Here is an 18,632-nt window from a genome sequence, read left to right on the forward strand (position 1 = left end):
GATGAACAGTCCCGGCACCATCCTGATTGTTGACGATACGCTGGCATCCTTGCAGTTGCTGGCGGACCTGCTCAAGGCAGAAGGCTACACCGTGCGTGCAGCACAAAGTGGTGAGCTGGCACTGCAAGCAGCACAGCACAACCCGCCCGAGCTGATCCTGCTGGATCTGCGCATGCCGGTCATGGATGGCTTCGAAGTCTGCCGCCGCCTCAAAGCCGACCCGGCCACCGCGGATATCCCTGTCATCTTCCTCAGTGCCGAGCACGATACCCCTGAGCGCGTACAAGGGCTGGCACTGGGTGCGGTCGACTATCTGGGTAAGCCCTTCCAGCGTGAGGAGCTGCTCGCCCGTGTGCACACTCATGTGCGCCTGCACCGCCTCAATCAGCAACTCGAAGCCATGGTGGAGGCACGCACCCGTGATCTGCGCGAGAGCGAGGCACGGGTACGCGTCCTGATCGAACATGCGCCCGAAGCCATTTTTGTCTTCGATGCAGACCAGAACTGTTATGTCGATGCCAATGCCGCGGCCGAGCAACTCACCGGGCGCACCCGCGAGCAGTTATGCGGCATGTACCCGGCCGAGCTGTACGCACTGCCCCAACCCGATGGCATGTACCCCGAAGTCAGCGTCAAGTTGAACGTGGAAAGGGCTTTGGCGGGCGAGGAAGTCATTACCGAGCGCGTCGTCCAGCGTCCTGATGGCCGCCGTGTCCGCTGCGAACTACGCATTGTGGCCCTGCCCGCATCGGGCAAGCGCCTGCTGCGATCCAGCTTTGTGGATATCAGTGACCGCAAGACCGCCGAGGAGCGCATTGCCTTCCTGGCCTACCACGACACGCTGACCGGGCTGGCCAACCAGTCGGGCATGTACGAAACCCTGCGCCGGATGATCGACGACGCCGAGCTCGACCAGCGTCGCCTCGCCGTTGTGCTGCTGGATCTCGACAACTTCAAGTTCATCAACGATGCCCATGGCCACCGTGTCGGCGACATCCTGCTGACCCAGGTCGCCGAACGGTTGAAGATGGCGCTGCCGGTGGGCACCTTCGTGGCGCGCCAGGGCGGGGACGAGTTCCTGTTTGCCGTGGAAGACTGTGGTAGCAGCGCCGATGTCCAGGCTTTGGCAGAACGCGTCGCCGCCGTCATCGCCGAGCCTTACCATATTCACGGCCAGTTACTCTCCACGTCGGCCAGCATCGGCATCAGCCTGTGCCCCGATGACGGCATCGAAACCAGCGAACTGCTGCGCTACAGCGATATGGCCATGTACAAGGCCAAAGCCAGTGGCGGCGGTGTGCGTTGCTTTGATGCGCAGATGAATCTGGCGCTGCTCAACCGCATCAGCATGGAGGCCGACCTGCGTCAGGCCATTGCCGGCGGGCAACTGCGCCTTGTGTACCAGCCTCAGCTGGATATCGCTTCCGATCAGGTTATCGGCCTGGAAGCGCTGGTGCGCTGGCAGCATCCCGACAAGGGCCTGATCTCCCCAGCCGAATTCATTCCCATTGCCGAGCAGACCGGCCTAATCGTTCCGCTGGGTCTGTGGACCCTCAAGGAAGCCTGCCGCCAGATCAAGCTGTGGCACGACGCTGGTCTGGACTGGCTACGTGTCGCCGTGAACCTTAGCGGTGCTCAATGCCAGGATGCCGGGCTAGTCCCACAGCTGCGCGACATTCTGGCCCATGCCGGCGTGGATGCACGGCACCTGGAACTCGAAATCACCGAATCGCACGCCATGGCCTCGCCCGACGAGGCGATTGCGCTGATGCATGCGCTGGTGGACCTGGGTATCTCGATCTCGATTGACGACTTCGGCACCGGCTATTCCTCCCTGGCCTACCTGAAGCGCTTCCCGATCAAGAAACTCAAGATCGACCGCTCCTTCGTCAAGGACATTGAAACCGACGAAAACGATGCTGCGCTGTGCGATATCACCACCCTGCTCGCTCACCGGCTCGGCCTCAAGGTAGTGGCCGAGGGCGTGGAAAACGAAGCCCAGCTGATCTATCTGCAAAGCACCGGTTGCGAGATGATTCAGGGCTACCACTTCTGCCGGCCGCTCTCGGCCAACGATGTGGAAGCCTTCATTCGCGGGCGTACGCCCAAACCCATCGAAACGGAAGTGACCTACTTCCCGGATACGAGCGACCACGGTCCCGTGATCTAGCGGGCAAGGCGCGCTGATCAGCGCCCTGTGTCGCCCGTGCCAACCAGGTCGTCAAGGTCCGCCACAATGCGGTTACGGCCACTTTGCTTGGCTTCGTACAGCAGCAGATCAGCCCGCTTGATGGCGGCGTCCACGCTTTCTCCAGACTGGATCACCACCAGCCCGGCACTCAACGTGATGGTCTTACCGGTCTCATCAATCCGGGCTTTCTGGGCTTCCTGGCGGATGCGTTCGGCCACGGCAGCGATCTCTTTGGCATCATCGATCATCAGCAGCACCACAAACTCCTCGCCACCCCATCGACAAACCAGATCAAACGGACGTCGTGCCTGCTGCAGATGCGCGCCGAGCTGCCTGAGTACGCTGTCGCCCACATCATGGCCGTGTACATCGTTGATCTTCTTGAAGAAATCGATATCCATCAGCATGAAGGCCACCGGGAAGTGCTTGCGCTGCCCCAGCGCCAGCAACGCCGGGACCTTGTCGTAGAATCCGCGGCGATTCAGCACCTTGGTCAGCGGGTCGATCTGGGTCATGCGCCTCACTTCGTCGCGAGAGAGCCTGAGCCGCCAGGCGGTGATCAGGGTCAGGCTGAGCAGTGCCAGACTGAGCCATTGCAAGAGGCTTTCGCGCGCCACAGCCAGATAGACCTCGCTGCGCTTGACGCGATGAACCAGCCACAACTCGTCCTCAACGATCTGGCTGCTTAGCCAGAGATCGCCGCTTTGATCAGACCGCCAGTCGATCAGCGTCGTACTCAGCGGAGGATGCAGCCTGGCCTTGGGGTCGTAAGCTGCCTTGCTGTCGATGAGGCGATCGTTTTCGCTCACCATCATGCTGTGGCCGGGCGCGTCACCCACGCGAGCCAGCTGTTGCAAGGTTTCCAGCCGGGTGTCGAGCCCGACAATACCCATCAGCCGCTCACCCGCGTAAACCGGTGCGGCAAACGTGATGATCCAGCCTTTACCGGCCATGTCCTGATACGGTCCGGCCATGACCATGCGCCGCGCGGGGTTCCGTGCTGGCTGGGCCTCAAGCCAGTAACGCTGCGTGTAGAGTTCGGGCGTGAAATGGAAGTCCTTGAAGGGTACATCCGGGGCCAGATAGATGAACTGGCTGGCCGACTGGTAATAGAGCCAGACCACCTCCGCATCAAACTGCCGAGCCGCCCGGATCTGAGCATCCATGCCAAAGGCTGCCCGGATCTCGCGGGCCTGTTCCGCACTCAGCGGCAAGGGCATCTTGCCGGTTACCGTGCCTGCCGCACCGGAAGTACCAGCACTGATGCTCCACACGTTTTCTGCCGGATGCTGCCGGATCTCGAACGCCTGCCCGCCTTGAGCCCCCTCTGCCTGATAACGTTCACTGATCAGGTTCTTCATCACCGTCACACGATCGCGATTGACGCCGATAAACCTGGTCAGCAACTCGCTGCGGCTGCGGAACGTATCCTCGATATCAGACCGGATCTGGAAGAAATGGTGGATGGTGGTCACGACGGCCAGCACCAGGGGCAGGCCGATCGCAATACCGACCACAAAAAGCAGGGACTTTCTCGACGTCATACCGGGTTCCAATGCGATACGGGGCGCCATTGCGGCTACCTTGAGCGGGTGCCTTGAGATTACACCCGGTCTTGCCTTTTACCCAGTAAGCCGGCAGCCCACCCGGACCAGCACCGCACGGGCAGCGAGGCCAGAAGCATGGCTTCAGTCGAGCGCGATATAACGGACTTCAAGTATTTCGATCTCCTCGCCACCCGCCGGGCCACGCAGGGTCACCGTGTCGCCCTCGCGGGCCTTGAGCAGACAACGCGCAAGCGGTGAAATCCAGCTGATATGGTTGAGGTCGAGATTGATCTCGTCCACCCCCACGATGCTGACGGTCTGCTCTTCGCCACTGCCGCGCAACACCGTGACGGTGGCAGAGAAAAATACCTGATCGGTCGCTTCGCGCGTGGCGGGATCGACCACCTCAGCGTTTTCAAGGCGCTTGGTCAGGAAGCGGATGCGTCGGTCAATCTCGCGCAGGCGCTTTTTGCCGTAGATGTAATCGCCGTTCTCGGAGCGGTCGCCATTGCCGGCCGCCCAGTTGATCAGCTGCGTCAGCGCAGGGCGTTCCTTGTGCACAAGCTCATGCAGCTCCACACGCATGCGGTTCCAGCCACCCGGTGTCATGTAGTTGCGGGTGGACTTGGGCAGCTGCAGGTGTTCGGGCAGATCCTCGTCTTCATCGCCGTCGCTCTCGCGGGTAAACGCCTTGTTCATGGATGCATCAACGCTCGTTGGTGCGCCCAGTCAGCCCCAGACCCGCCCACTTGAGCACGGCCAGCACCTCGGGTTCTTCGAGTTCGTAATATTGGCCACGCTTGAGACGCGAAGGCAGCGTCAGCATGCCGAAGCGCACGCGCATCAGACGCGATACGGTGAGTTCAAAGTGCTCGAACATGCGGCGCACCTCGCGATTACGGCCTTCCTTGAGGATGACGCGATACCAGTGGTTGGTACCCTCGCCGCCCTGGTCTTCGAGCATGTCGAATTTGGCGAGGCCATCCTCCAGCTCCAGGCCCGTGGTCAGCTGCTTCTTCTGCTCGTCGGTCAGCTGGCCATGCACACGCACGGCGTATTCGCGCTGGACTTCAAAGCGCGGGTGCATGAGCCGGTTGGCCAGATCGCCCGATGTCGTAAAGATCAGCAGGCCCGAGGTATTGAAGTCGAGACGCCCCACGGCCACCCAGGCCGAGCTCTGGATTTTGGGCAGACGCTCGAACACGGTGGTGCGGCCAGCCGGGTCATCGCGGCTGACCAGTTCACCTTCCTGCTTGTGATACAGCACGATGCGCGGCAGGCGGTCGGGCCATTTGATGGTGATCTGCTTGCCATCCACCAGTACGCGGTCGCCCATGGCGACACGCGCACCGGGCTGGCAGACCTGACCATTGATGCTGACGCGGCCTTCCGACACCCACAGATCACAATCACGGCGCGAACCCACGCCCGACAAGGCCAGCGCCTTCTGGATACGCAAGTCGCCAACATGGCGCGCTTCCACGCGCTTGTTGCGCAGCTCTTCGGCCACCTTCTGGTGCTTTTCGCTGCCGTGCCGCTGGCGCATCTTCTTGGCTGGCTCGACTGGCAGGCTGGAGATATCCACCGGCGGACGGCGCTGGCCGCGCGGTGCGGCCTCACCTTCAACGCGCGTGCGGTCTACCGGCTTGCGCTCGAAGACACGGTGTTCGCCCGCCTTGCTCTCTGCCGGCTTGCGTGCCGCCGGTTTGCGGGCAGTCGGCTTGTGCTCGACAGGTTTGCCATCGGCACTGCGACGCTCGGCTGGCTTGCGCGACTCGGTGGTTTGACGGGCGCCAGGGGCACGCTCATCGCGAATCACCGGCTTGCGTACGGCGGGGCGGGGGGTGGTCTTACGGGGCGGGGACGATGCCATGACAGGTACTCCAACAAAGCTCAGCACAGGGTCCGAGATTCAATGTCCAGCTCAACACCCGGCCAGGCCGGGCACTAACGGGAATAGCCATCATTGGATTATCGCTGATCTATTCCACGCCCCCCGCCCTCGCTGCCGCTCGATGTCCGGCGCACGCGGGGGTGCCTAAAAAGTAACGGCGGTGCACACACCGCCGTTGGATTAACCCTGATTATAGCGCGGCCAGCTGCTCTCCCGCCGCGACCTTTGCCAACCAGTGCCAGGCACGTTCATGCTGCATGTGCGCCATATTGAAGCGCAGCCAAGGCGAGGGCCCGTTGTCGGGGCAGAACAGCACGCCCGGCCCCAGCATCAAACCTTCGCCCAGTGCCGCTTGCGCCAAGGGCGCGGCATCGGCAATACCGGGTAACTTGGCATAGGCAAACATGCCGCCAGTGGGCTGCGCCCAGAATTCGAAGCCCAGTGATTCCAGCCGCGGCAGCGCCACATCCGCCGCCTGTTTGAGGCGCGTGCGCACGCGCTCCATATGTTTGCGGTAGGCACCTTCGGTCAGCATGGCGTGGATCACCCGCTCGCTGGCCTCAGATGTGGAGAGCCCCGTCAGCAGCTTGAGATCACACAAATCCTGCGCGCGCTTGGGATCGGCCGCAATGAAGCCAACGCGCAGATTGGCCGACAACGTCTTTGAAAAACTGCCGATGTAGATCACGCGATGCAGCTGATCCAGCGCGGCAAAACGCTCGCCAGGGCCAGTCTGGAAATCACTGTAGATATCGTCCTCGACGATGGTCAGATCGTACTTCTCGGCCAGCTGCAGGCAGCGGTGCGCGGTGGCGCGGTTCAAGCTGGTACCGGTGGGATTGTGCAGCACGCTGTTGGTGATGAAGAGCTTGGGCTTGTGTTCGGCAAGCAGCTTTTCCAGCACCACCACATCCGGGCCGTTGGCCGTTCGTGGCACGCCATAGAGCCGTGCGCCGTTGAGCTTCTGGTTGGCGAACACATTGAAGAAGCCGGGGTCATCCACCAGCACTGCGTCGCCTTCGTCCACAAAGTAGCGGGCGATCAGGTCCAGCGCCTGCATCGCGCCATGTGTCAGCACGATTTGCTCGGGTTGGGCTTCAATTTCCAGCTCAGCCAGCCGCACGCACAGCTGCTGGCGCAACGGCCGATACCCGAAGGGTTCGCCATACGCTGTCAGGCGCGGATTGGAACGTCGTGTCAGATCACGCAGCGCCTTTTCGAGTTCGGCCTGTGGCATCCAGTCGGCCGGCAACCAACCGCAACCGGGTTTGACGATATCGTTATCGGTGGTCAGTGCGTCCTGACGCAGCAACCATAAACTGTCCACGCAGCGGCGCAGCGGGGGCTCACGGCGTACCGGTGAATGGGTATGCGCTTCGAGCCGGGAGGCCACAAAAAAACCCGAACCACGGCGTGACTGCACATAGCCCAGCGCCACGAGGCGGTCATACGCCTCCACCACGGTGAACTTGGAGACATGATATTCCGCCGCAAAGCCACGTATCGACGGTAAACGGCTGCCGGCACGCAGGCTCTTGTCGCCAATGCGGGCGATGAACTGGTCGACAATCTGTTCAACCAGCGGGCGGGCGTGCTGATGATCTACCTGGAACGGGGTCACGGCGGGCTCCCGTGCGGAAAGTGTCCGCACTGTCCGGTGATTGTCTGCCGACACTTGCTGCACAGCAAGTACAAACGGCCCGTAGGGTGCGAAAGCTACGCGCATTGCACCCTACGCAAGGACAGACAGCGCGTTCAGCTATCGCGCCGCCGCACCACCGTCACACTGCACGCCGCCTCTGCGACCACGCGCGAAGAGGTACTGCCCAGATGCCGGCGCAACGCCGAGCTTTCGCGCGCGCCCATGATGAGGTGATCGACCTGATTCTGGCCGGCAAAATCAATGAGCGCCGCGGCTGGATCGGGCGAAGCCAGTACATGGAAAGTGATGCGCGCCTCGGGCAAACCGAGGCTGGCTGCCCAGTAACGCAAGGCCACCAGCCGTTTGACGCGCAGATTGCGGCCGGCTTCGTCCTCGTTGAATTCCATCGCGATGCGAGGCGTCTTGAGCACGCTCACGCAGGCGAGGCGGGCTTCGCCAGCTACCGTCATCAGCTGCTTCACCGCGCGCAGCAGGGCTTCGTTCAGCGCCTCCTGCCCCGGTGCAATCTCTACCGCCGCCATCACGATCGGCGCGCGATCGAGCCGCTCCGCCGTGTTATGCGTGACCTCCGGTTCACGGCCCAGGGCATGGAACCAGCGCTTGAACACGACCCACCGGCCATTGGCCTCGCGCTTGCGGGATAAATCCGTTAGCGCAATCTGGTCGGGGTGACGCAGCAGCATGGCCAGTTCAGCAGCCGTGGCGTAGCGCTGCTCGGGGTTCACGGCCAGGCAGCGCAGGATCACTTCCTGCAGCCAGGGTGGACAATCGGCCCGCAAGGCCAGGGGCGGCAGCGGGTCGCGCCATAGGCGGCGGCGTATGCCCACGGAGGAAGTCGGAAAACCAAAGGGCCGCTCGCCAGTCAGCAGGTAATAGAGCATCACGCCCAGCGCAAACAGGTCGGATCGCGGCTCGTTGCGATCATGCAGTACCTGCTCGGGCGATAGATACGGCCCCGTACCCAGCGGCAGGCGGAACTCCTCGGCCAGCAGATCGGGCAGGCGGTCATGTCGCGCCAGGCCAAAGTCCACCAGCACCACCGTGCCATCGGGGCGAAACAGGATGTTGCTGGGTTTGATATCGAGATGGATCACCTGCTGGCGGTGCAGATCATGCAAGGCCTCGGCCACGCGCGCGCCGATACTGGCCACCTCGTCAACGGGAAGCGGCAAGTCATCAAGTCGCTCGCGCAGCGACGGTCCGGCAATGCGCTCCATCACAAGATACGGCTGCGCGGTGAAATCACCGCTGGCAATGAAGGCCGGCACATGCACGCCATGCAGGCGCGGCAGGATCATCTGCTCGGTTTCAAAACCGACGATGGCCGTGGGGTCGTCCTCGCCGCGCAGCTTGGGCAGCTTCATCACCATCGGGCCCTTGTAGCGCGGATGGGTGACGCGCCAGATCGCGGCCATGCCGCCCTCGGCCAGCTTCTCTTCGAGCGTGAACTCGTCGATCTGCTGACCGACGACAAAATCAACGCGTGCCATGGTCAGCCGGCTCGCTCAAGGCGGCTGGCCAGCACCTCGGGCAAACCAGCCGCCCGCATGGCCGCCACCGCACCGGCCACGTCATAGGGCACGCGGCGATAAGTGAGTGTGAGCGTATCGGTATCAAACAGTGCATAGGCTGCCGCTGTATTGCCATCACGCGGCTGGCCGCAGGAGCCCGGAATCACCAGCCAGCGCCGCGGCCCGGCCAGCGGAATGCCCTGACCCGGCACAGGCAGGTAGTGGCCCAACTTTCCCACGCTGGATAGGTTGTACAGCGCAGGGTCATGCACGTGGCCACAAAAAATGACCTTATGCGGCACGCTGGCCAGCGCGTGGATCGCATCACCGCCAGTGAGCACATATTCCCAGTTCTCGGGCTGCCAAGGATTGGCGTGGGCGAAGTAGCAATCGCCCAGTTCGGCCGTCAAAGGCAGATCACGCAGGAAATCGCGCTGGATGGGCGTGAGCCGCGGGCGGGTCCAGTCGATCACGGTTTGTGCATCGGGCCGCATGCCGCTGGGGCCGTCCATCACCGCGGCGGCATCGTGGTTGCCCCGCACGGCAATCGCACCCCATTCGAGCACATGGTGCATAACGGTATCGACAACCCAGCCGGGCTCCGCACCGTAACCGACCAGATCCCCCAGGAATACGTACTGGTCCGGACTGTATTGTGCGGCGTCGTCGAGACAGGCGCTCACGGCGTGACGGTTGGCATGCAAATCGGTAATCAGGGCAAGCAGCATGATGGGCAAATCTGGCAGTAACCCTTCCAGCATAGCGCCGCGCGCGCCTACACTGTGGGCCTTTCGCGCCGAGCCAAGATCTATCGCCTATGGACTACGCCACCCGTATCGCCCACCTGCATGCTGAACTCGGCATCCCGGCCGATCATCCGCAACTGATCGCCCTGCCCTGTTGTGAGGAGGCCGTCTTACTGACCCCGCTGGGCCTGGATGCCTTTGGCCGCGACCAGTTCGCCGAGCCCGCCACGGCCCAAGCGTGGTTTGCGATGCGCGACGCAGCGGCGCTTGAGGGTATCGTGCTGCAAATTGCCTCGGCGTTTCGCGGCGTGGACTATCAGGCTGGTTTGATTCGCCGGAAACTGGCGCAGGGCCAACTGATCGATACCATCCTCACCGTCAGCGCGGCTCCGGGTCATAGCGAACATCACACTGGGCGGGCGCTGGATATCACCACGCCAGACAGCGAGGCCCTCGAAGAGGAGTTCGAAAACACCGAGGCTTTTGCCTGGCTCTTGGTGCATGCCGCCGCCTTCGGTTTCCGTCTCAGTTACCCGCGCGACAACCCGCACGGCATCATCTACGAACCCTGGCACTGGTTTCATGTACCGGCCACCGCCCCACTGACTGCCTGATAAGCCATGGCCAAAGCCAAAACCCATTATGTCTGCAGCGAATGCGGCGGCAGCAATCCCAAGTGGCAGGGGCAATGCCCCCATTGCAATGCCTGGAATTCGCTGAGCGAAACGGTCCTGGCCGAATCCCGGCCGGGCAATAGCCGCTATCAATCGCTCGCCGCAGGTGGCGGCGTACAGACGCTGGCCAGCGTGGAAACCGCCGAGGCGCCACGCATGCCCACCGGGGCCGAAGAGCTCGACCGGGTGCTCGGCGGCGGGCTCGTGCGGGGAGCCGTAGTCCTGATCGGCGGAGACCCCGGCATCGGCAAGTCCACGCTGCTGCTGCAGGCGCTCAGCCATATGGGAACAGCCCGCAAAGTGCTCTATGTCAGCGGGGAAGAATCGGCCCAGCAGATTGCCCTGCGGGCGCAGCGGCTGGCAGTGGATACCGCACCGGTGCGGCTGCTGGCTGAAATCCAGCTGGAAACGATCCTCGCCACACTGGCCCATGAAAAACCCGACGTCGTTGTCATTGACTCGATCCAGACCGTGTATTCGGATCAACTACAGTCAGCGCCGGGCAGCGTCGCGCAGGTGCGCGAATGTGCGGCACAGCTCACCCGCCACGCCAAGACCAGCGGCACCACCATCCTGCTGGTGGGCCATGTCACCAAGGAGGGCGCGCTGGCCGGCCCGCGCGTGCTGGAACATATCGTCGATGCCGTACTGTATTTCGAGGGCGATACGCATTCGAGCTTCCGCCTGATTCGCGCGCAGAAGAACCGTTTCGGGGCCGTAAACGAACTGGGCGTGTTTGCGATGACCGACAAGGGTCTGCGTGGTGTCAGCAACCCGTCCGCCCTGTTCCTGAGCCAGCATAGCGAACCCGTGCCCGGCACCTGCGTGCTGGTTACCCAGGAAGGCACGCGGCCACTGCTGGTAGAGATTCAGGCGCTCGTCGATGAGGCCCACGCCCCCAATCCCAAGCGACTGGCCGTGGGGCTGGAGCAGAACCGCCTGGCGCTGCTGCTGGCGGTGCTGCATCGCCATGCGGGCGTCGCGTGTTTTGATCAGGATGTCTTCATCAATGCGGTCGGGGGCGTGCGTATCAACGAACCCGCGGCTGATCTGGCGGTATTGCTGGCGATTGTTTCCTCGCTGCGCAACCGCGCACTGCCCGACAAGCTGGTGGTATTTGGCGAGGTCGGACTGGCCGGCGAGGTGCGCCCGGTACAGCGCGGCCAGGAACGGCTGAAGGAAGCCGCCAAACTGGGTTTTACCCGCGCCATCGTGCCCAAGGCCAATGCACCCAAAACGCCGATAGCCGGTCTGCGTATCGACGCAGTGGAGCGTCTGGACCAGGCCGTACAAGCGCTGCGCGAGACGTGAGCGTAGCGCCGGACACCTCTCGGCGTACGCCTCGCGGGCGCTGCGGAACACTTGAATCAGGCAACTATCGCCCCCATCAAAACAATCAATGGGCGTTTGCTTGGAGGGCAGCAATGCAATCGGTTAGGATTCGCCCATCGCGCCGGCCTGCCGGCATTCAGATCATCAACGGAGAATTCCCATGAGCAGCGAGCTGATCCACCACGTTTCCGATGCCGGTTTCGAAGCCGATGTACTGCAGGCCCAAGGTCCGGTACTGGTCGACTACTGGGCGGAATGGTGCGGCCCCTGCAAAATGATCGCCCCTATCCTTGATGAAGTGGCCAACGAATACAACGGCAAGCTCAAGGTCGCCAAGCTGAACATCGACGAGAACCAGGCCACCCCGCCCAAGTACGGCATCCGTGGCATCCCCACCCTGATGATCTTCAAGAATGGCGCGGTTGTCGCCACCAAGGTGGGTGCGCTGTCGAAGTCGCAGCTGACCACCTTCATCGAAGCCAATCTGTAATATTCAGGATTGATTTCGCTACAACGCCGCGCGCTTGCTACAACAAGCGCGCGGCGTTTGCATTTGCGCGTTGACATGTGCAAACGCGGCAACTAAGCTCCGCGCAACTCCTAGTTCTGTTAGTCGCCGCCCATCCTGCTTGTCTAGCACCCGGCGACCCCGGTACCAAACCGGCCTCAAGATTTCCTCCAGATACGTTTTCTCTCCTTCCCCCAGACTGGAAAGTCTAACCCCACATGCATTTGTCCGACCTCAAGCACAAGCACGTTTCCGAACTGCTGGAGATGGCGACCGATATTGAAGGCGCCAACCGGATGCGCAAGCAGGACTTGCTGTTCGCCATCCTGAAAAGTCAGGCCAAAAAAGGCGAAAGCATTTATGGCGACGGCACACTCGAAGTGCTGCCCGATGGCTTTGGCTTCTTGCGCAGCCCCGACACGAGCTACCTGGCCGGCCCGGATGACATCTATGTCAGCCCCAGCCAGATCCGCCGCTTCAACCTGCACACCGGCGATACCATTGAAGGCGAGATCCGTACGCCCAAGGATGGCGAGCGTTATTTCGCGCTGGTGAAGGTGGATCGTGTCAACAACGACACGCCCGAAGCTACCAAGAACAAGATCCTGTTCGAGAACCTGACGCCGCTGTTCCCGACCAAGCGGCTGCATCTTGAGCGCGACATCAAGGCCGAGGAAAACATCACCGGCCGCGTCATTGATCTGGTTGCACCGATCGGCAAGGGGCAGCGCGGTCTGCTGGTTGCCCCGCCCAAATCGGGCAAAACGGTGATGCTCACCCATATCGCCCACGCCATCACGGCCAATCACCCCGATGTGGTGCTGATCGTGCTGCTGATCGACGAGCGCCCCGAAGAAGTGACCGAAATGCTGCGCACGGTGCGTGGTGAAGTGGTGGCCTCGACATTTGATGAGCCGCCCACTCGCCACGTGCAGGTGGCCGAAATGGTCATTGAAAAAGCCAAGCGGCTGGTCGAGCACAAGAAGGATGTGGTGATCCTGCTCGATTCGATCACTCGTCTGGCCCGCGCCTACAACACCGTGATCCCCGCCTCGGGCAAGGTGCTCACGGGCGGTGTGGACGCCAACGCCCTGCAAAAGCCCAAGCGCTTCTTCGGTGCCGCACGGAATATCGAAGAAGGCGGCAGCCTGACCATCATCGCCACCGCGCTGACCGACACCGGCTCGCGCATGGACGATGTGATCTACGAAGAATTCAAGGGCACGGGCAATATGGAGCTGCATCTCGAACGCCGCATGGCCGAGAAGCGCATCTACCCCGCCATCAACGTCAACCGCTCGGGCACACGCCGCGAAGAGCTGCTGATCCCGCAAGACCAGCTGCAGAAAATCTGGGTGCTGCGCAAGCTGCTCTACCCGATGGACGAGCTGGAAGCGATGGACTTCCTGCTCGACAAGGTGCGTCAGACCAAGTCCAACAACGACTTCTTCGACTCGATGAGACGTTGAGGCAAGTCTGCCGCAAACCGCAACGGGTGCCTCGGCACCCGTTTTGCATGGCAAGTACGCTAAACCTGAATTTTTCCTTGCCGCATCAACCACCTATGCCGGATAATCGCGGACTTTTCTACGCAAGACCGGGTTCTGCACAATCCAGGCCCACCTTTAGCTAAGGGACCCCCGAAATGAAAGCTGACATCCATCCGCAATACCAAGGCGTGATCTTCATCGACGCCAGCGTGGACTTCAAGTTCCTGACCCGCACCACCATGGTGCCGCGCGGCGGCGAAACCATGAAGTGGACCGACGGTCAGGAGTACCCGGTTGTGCGTCTGGACGTGTCGTCCGAATCGCACCCGTTCTACACCGGCAAGCAGAAGATCGTCGACACCGCCGGCCGTATCGAGAAGTTCAACAACAAGTTCGCCATGTACAGCAAGAAGTAAGCTGCGCATCGAACCACGGAAAAGGCAGCCAAGGCTGCCTTTTTTGTTGCCCCGGCCATGTCGGCACCCATGGCGTCACCGGGACCAGCCAGGCTAGACTTCACCGATCAGACCCCAACGTGACCCGATGCTGACTTACACCCCGCCCCACGAGCAGGATCTCCCTCAAGCCACAGAAAAGCCTTGGGCGCTGCTACTGCTGTGTCTGGCATGGCTGCTCCCCGGCTTGCTGGGTCGCGAACCCCTCAAGCCCGACGAAACGCTGGTCGCCGATATCATTCGCCATATGGTCAGTGGCAATAGCTGGCTGCTGCCCAAGGTGGCGGGAGACGCTTGGGTAGACCGGATGCCGCTGTTCTACTGGGTCGCCGCCGGGCTCGGCTGGCTAGGCAGTCTGGCCGGACTAGCCCTGCATGAAGGTGCCCGGCTCGCGACCGGCGCCTTCATGGCACTCGCGTTCTGGGGCGTGGGCATGGCTGCGCGCGAGCTGATCGGGCGTCGCCATGGGCGCTCGGCGGTCATGATCATGCTGGGTTCAAGCGGCCTGCTGCTGGTGGGTCATTCGCTCACACCTTCGATTGCGGTACTTGCCGCCTGGTGTTGGGGCCTGTACGCACTGGCACTGGCACCGCGCATGCCCTTTGCCGCGGCACCGCTGCTCGGGATTGCCATTGCCGCCTGCGGTCTGGCGGGCAGTCTGGCCGAGCCCGCCTTGCTCATCACCATTGCCCTGATTCTGCCTCTGTTCCGGAGCTGGCGCTTCTACCGCTACCGCCATGTGCTGCTGATTGCGCTGGTGATTGCTCTGCCCCTGATCGTGGCCTGGCCCATGGCGCTGGCCAAGGCTTATCCGGAAGCCTATGCCCTCTGGCATGGCCACTACTCGCTGGGATTCTTCGGCGGGTTTGCACACTGGCAGGCCTGGCACCCATTTGGCTACTACCTGCGCCTGCTGCCTTGGTTTGCCTGGCCAGCCTGGTTTCTGGCCGGCGCCACCGTGTGGATGCAGCGTGACCGACTGATGCAGGCACGCTTCCAGCTGCCACTGCTGGCCGGGGGGCTGATCCTGCTTTGCCTGATTACCTCGCAAAGCGGGCGCAGCGGTTATGCCTTGCTCTTGTTGCCGCCGCTGGCGCTGATCGGCGCGGTCGGGCTGGATGTCTTGCGGCGCGGAGCCTCTGCCTTTGTAAACTGGTTTGGCGTGATGACCTTCGGCCTGCTGGCAGGCGCGTTCTGGCTGGTCTGGGTGGCCATGCAGTTCGGCGTACCCGCCAAGCTCGCCGAGCGGATCAGCACCCTCGCGCCCAGTTTCGAGTATCAGTTCAGCCTGTTCGGCCTGATGCTGTCGATCGGCCTCACGCTGGCCTGGCTGTGGGCCGTATCGCGCCGCCGCACCATGGGCAGGCAGGCGGTGACCAACTGGGCGGCTGGCATCACCCTTTGCTGGGGGCTCGCGGTGTTCATCGCCGGCGACTGGGTGGACGCCCGCACCAGCTACCGCGACTTTGCTGCGGCGATTGCCAGGGAGCTGCCACGCGAGGGTTGCGTTGCCAGCGACAATCTCCAGGCCAGCCAGCGGGCGGTACTGCACTACTATCTGGGCCTGCGTACCGAGCGTCGCGAACTACATCCGCAAACGCGCTGCGACTGGTTGCTGCGCCAATCAACCCGGCAGGCCAATGCGGTGCCTGCAGGCTGGCACGAAGTCTGGCAAGGCGCCCGACCGGGTGACCGCAATGAGCGCTACTACCTTTACCGGCGTGCACCATGAGCCAGCCCGGGAACCTTCCATCTGCATGATGCGTCCTAGGACTGCATAACCTTATCCGTCTGGGCTAAACTCTGCACATGCCAAAGCTGATTTCTTCCTTGCCACGCTGGATGCCGCTGTTCGCGCTGATGTGCCTTGTGCTCGTACCGGCTCAGGCTGAACCGCGCAATGCGCGCGCAGCAAGAGTGGATGCAGCCTCCCAGACGCGCCAGCCACAAGCCACCGACAGCAAGCTGGGTGCCTACAAAGCATTGCCCCAGGCCAAGGCCCGCCAGAGCGAGTGTGCCGGGGGCGACTGCAGCAGCAAGTGCTCGGGCCCGCAATGTGCCAAGTCCAGCCTTTTCGGTGCACTGATGGATCTATTCGACGGCCATCCCGGCTGCACGCCGCGCGCATCCGACAATCTTGGTGACAATGACGTCCCGACGCTGGATCGTCCGCCCAAGCTCATCTGAGCTGAATACCAAGCCAAGCGCAGTGCGCAGACAGTGCCCCTTACGGCATCTCGGCATCATCCCGGCCGCCAGGCCCAGCGGCCCACGCCCTCCTCATTCATCGAACGCTCATAGAATCCCCACCAACGTGCTGCCTCGATTGCCCCGCGTCATCTTGCTGGCCTGCCTGCCACTGTGCCTGAGTCTGCCGGCGCGCAGCGCCAGCGATACATCGGCCAGCCCGACCGGGGAGATCGCCGCACAGATTGCGGCGTTTGGCCGCCACACCCTCACCACCGACCAAGCCGTCCGTTTGGCACTCGTACAACATCCTGCCGCCAGAAAGCGCCTGCTGAGCTTGGGTATTTCACCGCGCTCACTGCTCGCTGCGGGCTGGCTGGAGCGGGAAACACTCGGGCTATGGGATGAACTGCTGGGCAGGCAGATACGCATGGATGACCCTCGCCTGCCGCAGGTAGACGCACTGATTCATGAGGTACAGGCAATACGCCGTAGCTGGTATGTTGCGGCCGCAGCCCGCCAGCTGGCACCCCATTACCTAGCCAGAATGGCCACGCTGGATGCTCAAGCCGAGCTGGCGCGTAGTCGGCGGGAGGCACAAACCCTCTCGCGCTTTGATGAAGCCAAGGCGCTCGCTGATATTGCCGAGGACAGGCAGGCAAGACGCGATGAACAGATCGAGACCGACCAGTCCGCCCTGGCGCTCCGACAGGCACTGGGGCTGCCGCCCGATGCCATCATGCAACTGGCCACCCTGCCGGACCCGTTATCAACAGTCAGCTCGCTGGCAGAGCTTGACGCCATTGCCCGCCAGCAACATATCGACCTGCGTCGTGCACTGGAGGCGGCGCCGTCCGAGCGCAGTGCGGTCGGCGCCCGCATGTCCAAACCCGTCAACGTGAGTCTGCCTGTACTGGAAGGCAAGGCCCCGACGACGGCGCTGGACGCACGGCTGGAAGCTCGGCTTCAGAGCGCGGAGCTGCTCCACAGGGTGTACGCGGAACTTGCCCAGCGCCGCTTTGTGCTGGCCCGAGCCTATGAGCGCTGGCATCGTCTCCAGCAAGAGATTCTGCCTCTGCGCGTTACCGCAACCGCAGAAGCCCTCAAACACTACAACGGCATGCTCAAGGGGGTGGATGTCCTGATCGATGCCAGGGCGCGCGAAGTTGCCACGCGCATTGACGAGATCAAAGCCCGTCGTGACTACTGGCTGGCGCGACTGGATCTGGAAACCACGGTTGGCGGCCAGCTCCCGGAGGGCAAGGAAAAACTGAGCGAGGCCTTGCCGCCGCTTCCGCCCACTCAGGCCCCGGCGGTGGAACAGCGCAAACACGGCCACGGCCATCCTCGGCACTGATGCGCTGACGAACCCACCAAGCAAGCTGCTCAGAGCAGAGGGCGATGTCCAAGAAAACGGGCCGGCCTGATAGCTGCCGACCCGCCTTGTAGCACTGCCTGGCTACGCTCAATGCGGCATCAAACGCACACCATAGCCACCACCCAGCACCTCCAGCGAGAACAGCCGGTCGATATTCGGGTGCTTGCCCGGGTGCTTGCGCGCATCCTCGGCGTGTTCGCCGTATAGCCACTGACCCAAGCGGGCGGCCTTGGGCGTGATCGCGCCGAAGTCGCGGAACAGTGCGTGGTACACCGCCAGCGAGCCCGCCTGACCGGGACGATTCTCGATGATGGCTTCGAGCTTGCCCTCGCGCCAGAGCTGGATGCCGCCCAGATGATCCACGCGTGGCAAGCAGGCCAGCACCTCGGCAAAGGCCAAGGCCGGTGCCTGTTGCAGCAATTGCTTGCTGGCTTCGCGGAACTGCGGCACGCGGCTGTCGCGCATCCATTCGAACAAGGCCATTTCCCGCGTCACGATCTGCACCCCGGCAGCGGCGGCGCGGGCGATGGCGGCTTGTTTGTCATCGTGGCTGCGCGAGCCGATGGCATCCTGGACCAGGAAGACCTGTTTGCCGGCAGCACGCAGCTCCAGCGCCGTCTGCAAGACGCACACATGGGCCTCCATGCCGCAAATGACCACCTGCTCGCGTACGGCGGCGGGCGTGCCCTTGAGGCAATCTGCCGCCACACAGGAGAACGAGGTTTTGTCGACGACGGGCGCATCGGGCACCACGGCACGCAAGGCGGCCACGGTATGGCCGAGACCTTGCGGGTACTGCTCGGACAGCACGATGGGTACACCATTCATGCGCGCGGCATCCATCAACCAGCGAACGGCGGCCACCAGACGCGGCGCTTCGGCCACAGCGGGGATCAGCTTGTCCTGAACATCCACCACCAGCAAGGTGCAGTTATCGGCGTGCATCAGCATGGGCAATCTCCTTATGTTTTTATGGGGTTGGCCTATGCTAACGCGGCTTGGTGTCCAGACCAAAGAGCCGAACCGCACTAAGACGGATCAGGACCGCCATAAATC

Annotated in this window: 16 protein-coding genes; 9 read left to right on the forward strand and 7 right to left on the reverse strand. The window is 62.6% G+C overall.

What is annotated here, in order from left to right; genetic code table 11:
* Position 1: 1 nt before the first annotated feature.
* Positions 2-2,170, forward strand: coding sequence for a bifunctional diguanylate cyclase/phosphodiesterase (locus O9X62_RS15355; protein ID WP_269533834.1), 2,169 nt, complete (start codon positions 2-4; stop codon positions 2,168-2,170).
* A 17-nt stretch (positions 2,171-2,187) separates the two neighbouring features.
* Here the strand turns inward: O9X62_RS15355 and O9X62_RS15360 are convergent, their stop codons facing one another.
* The 6 genes from O9X62_RS15360 to O9X62_RS15385 all read right to left on the reverse strand — a co-directional run bounded on the left by O9X62_RS15360 (position 2,188) and on the right by O9X62_RS15385 (position 9,534).
* Positions 2,188-3,735 (reverse strand): diguanylate cyclase, encoded by a 1,548-nt coding sequence (locus O9X62_RS15360; protein WP_269533835.1) that lies wholly within the window; start codon positions 3,733-3,735, stop codon positions 2,188-2,190.
* Between the two features lie 144 nt (positions 3,736-3,879).
* Positions 3,880-4,347 carry a transcription elongation factor GreB gene (gene greB / locus O9X62_RS15365; protein WP_374708407.1) on the reverse strand — a complete coding sequence of 156 codons (468 nt, stop codon included), beginning with the start codon at positions 4,345-4,347 and terminating at the stop codon, positions 3,880-3,882.
* Between the two features lie 97 nt (positions 4,348-4,444).
* Positions 4,445-5,611 (reverse strand): pseudouridine synthase, encoded by a 1,167-nt coding sequence (locus tag O9X62_RS15370; protein WP_269533837.1) that lies wholly within the window; start codon positions 5,609-5,611, stop codon positions 4,445-4,447.
* Between the two features lie 211 nt (positions 5,612-5,822).
* The gene (locus O9X62_RS15375; RefSeq protein WP_269533838.1) at positions 5,823-7,253 is read right to left on the reverse strand and encodes a PLP-dependent aminotransferase family protein; all 1,431 of its coding nucleotides are present in this window, start codon (positions 7,251-7,253) and stop codon (positions 5,823-5,825) included.
* Between the two features lie 134 nt (positions 7,254-7,387).
* Complete coding sequence (locus tag O9X62_RS15380) at positions 7,388-8,785, reverse strand: bifunctional serine/threonine-protein kinase/universal stress protein (protein ID WP_269533839.1); 1,398 nt, start codon at positions 8,783-8,785, stop codon at positions 7,388-7,390.
* Between the two features lie 2 nt (positions 8,786-8,787).
* Positions 8,788-9,534, reverse strand: coding sequence for a metallophosphoesterase (locus O9X62_RS15385; RefSeq protein ID WP_269533841.1), 747 nt, complete (start codon positions 9,532-9,534; stop codon positions 8,788-8,790).
* 89 nt (positions 9,535-9,623) lie between these two features.
* On the opposite strand from O9X62_RS15385, the gene O9X62_RS15390 reads away from it, so the two are divergent.
* The 8 genes from O9X62_RS15390 to O9X62_RS15425 all read left to right on the forward strand — a co-directional run bounded on the left by O9X62_RS15390 (position 9,624) and on the right by O9X62_RS15425 (position 17,555).
* The gene (locus O9X62_RS15390) at positions 9,624-10,166 is read left to right on the forward strand and encodes a D-alanyl-D-alanine carboxypeptidase family protein (protein ID WP_269533842.1); all 543 of its coding nucleotides are present in this window, start codon (positions 9,624-9,626) and stop codon (positions 10,164-10,166) included.
* 6 nt (positions 10,167-10,172) lie between these two features.
* Entirely contained in the window at positions 10,173-11,537 is a 1,365-nt protein-coding gene (gene radA, locus O9X62_RS15395; protein ID WP_269533843.1) for a DNA repair protein RadA, read from the forward strand.
* 181 nt (positions 11,538-11,718) lie between these two features.
* Positions 11,719-12,048 carry a thioredoxin TrxA gene (gene trxA / locus O9X62_RS15400; protein WP_269533844.1) on the forward strand — a complete coding sequence of 110 codons (330 nt, stop codon included), beginning with the start codon at positions 11,719-11,721 and terminating at the stop codon, positions 12,046-12,048.
* A 236-nt stretch (positions 12,049-12,284) separates the two neighbouring features.
* On the forward strand, positions 12,285-13,535 hold the full coding sequence (rho, locus tag O9X62_RS15405) for a transcription termination factor Rho (protein WP_269533845.1): 1,251 nt from the start codon (positions 12,285-12,287) through the stop codon (positions 13,533-13,535).
* A 176-nt stretch (positions 13,536-13,711) separates the two neighbouring features.
* Positions 13,712-13,972: a type B 50S ribosomal protein L31 gene (locus O9X62_RS15410; RefSeq protein ID WP_269533846.1), complete on the forward strand. Its 261-nt coding sequence runs from the start codon at positions 13,712-13,714 to the stop codon at positions 13,970-13,972.
* A gap of 127 nt (positions 13,973-14,099) precedes the next feature.
* Entirely contained in the window at positions 14,100-15,743 is a 1,644-nt protein-coding gene (locus O9X62_RS15415; RefSeq protein WP_269533847.1) for a glycosyltransferase family 39 protein, read from the forward strand.
* Between the two features lie 77 nt (positions 15,744-15,820).
* A complete protein-coding gene (locus O9X62_RS15420; protein ID WP_269533849.1) occupies positions 15,821-16,198 on the forward strand; it encodes a hypothetical protein in 378 nt (125 codons plus the stop codon).
* A 139-nt stretch (positions 16,199-16,337) separates the two neighbouring features.
* The gene (locus O9X62_RS15425) at positions 16,338-17,555 is read left to right on the forward strand and encodes a TolC family protein (protein WP_269533850.1); all 1,218 of its coding nucleotides are present in this window, start codon (positions 16,338-16,340) and stop codon (positions 17,553-17,555) included.
* A 108-nt stretch (positions 17,556-17,663) separates the two neighbouring features.
* On the opposite strand, the gene O9X62_RS15430 is transcribed toward O9X62_RS15425, so the two are convergent.
* The gene (locus O9X62_RS15430) at positions 17,664-18,527 is read right to left on the reverse strand and encodes an isochorismatase family protein (RefSeq protein ID WP_269533851.1); all 864 of its coding nucleotides are present in this window, start codon (positions 18,525-18,527) and stop codon (positions 17,664-17,666) included.
* Between the last annotated feature and the right edge of the window lie 105 nt (positions 18,528-18,632).

This window comes from Chitinimonas sp. BJYL2 (genome assembly GCF_027257935.1).
In the GTDB taxonomy this organism is placed as follows: domain Bacteria; phylum Pseudomonadota; class Gammaproteobacteria; order Burkholderiales; family Chitinimonadaceae; genus Chitinimonas.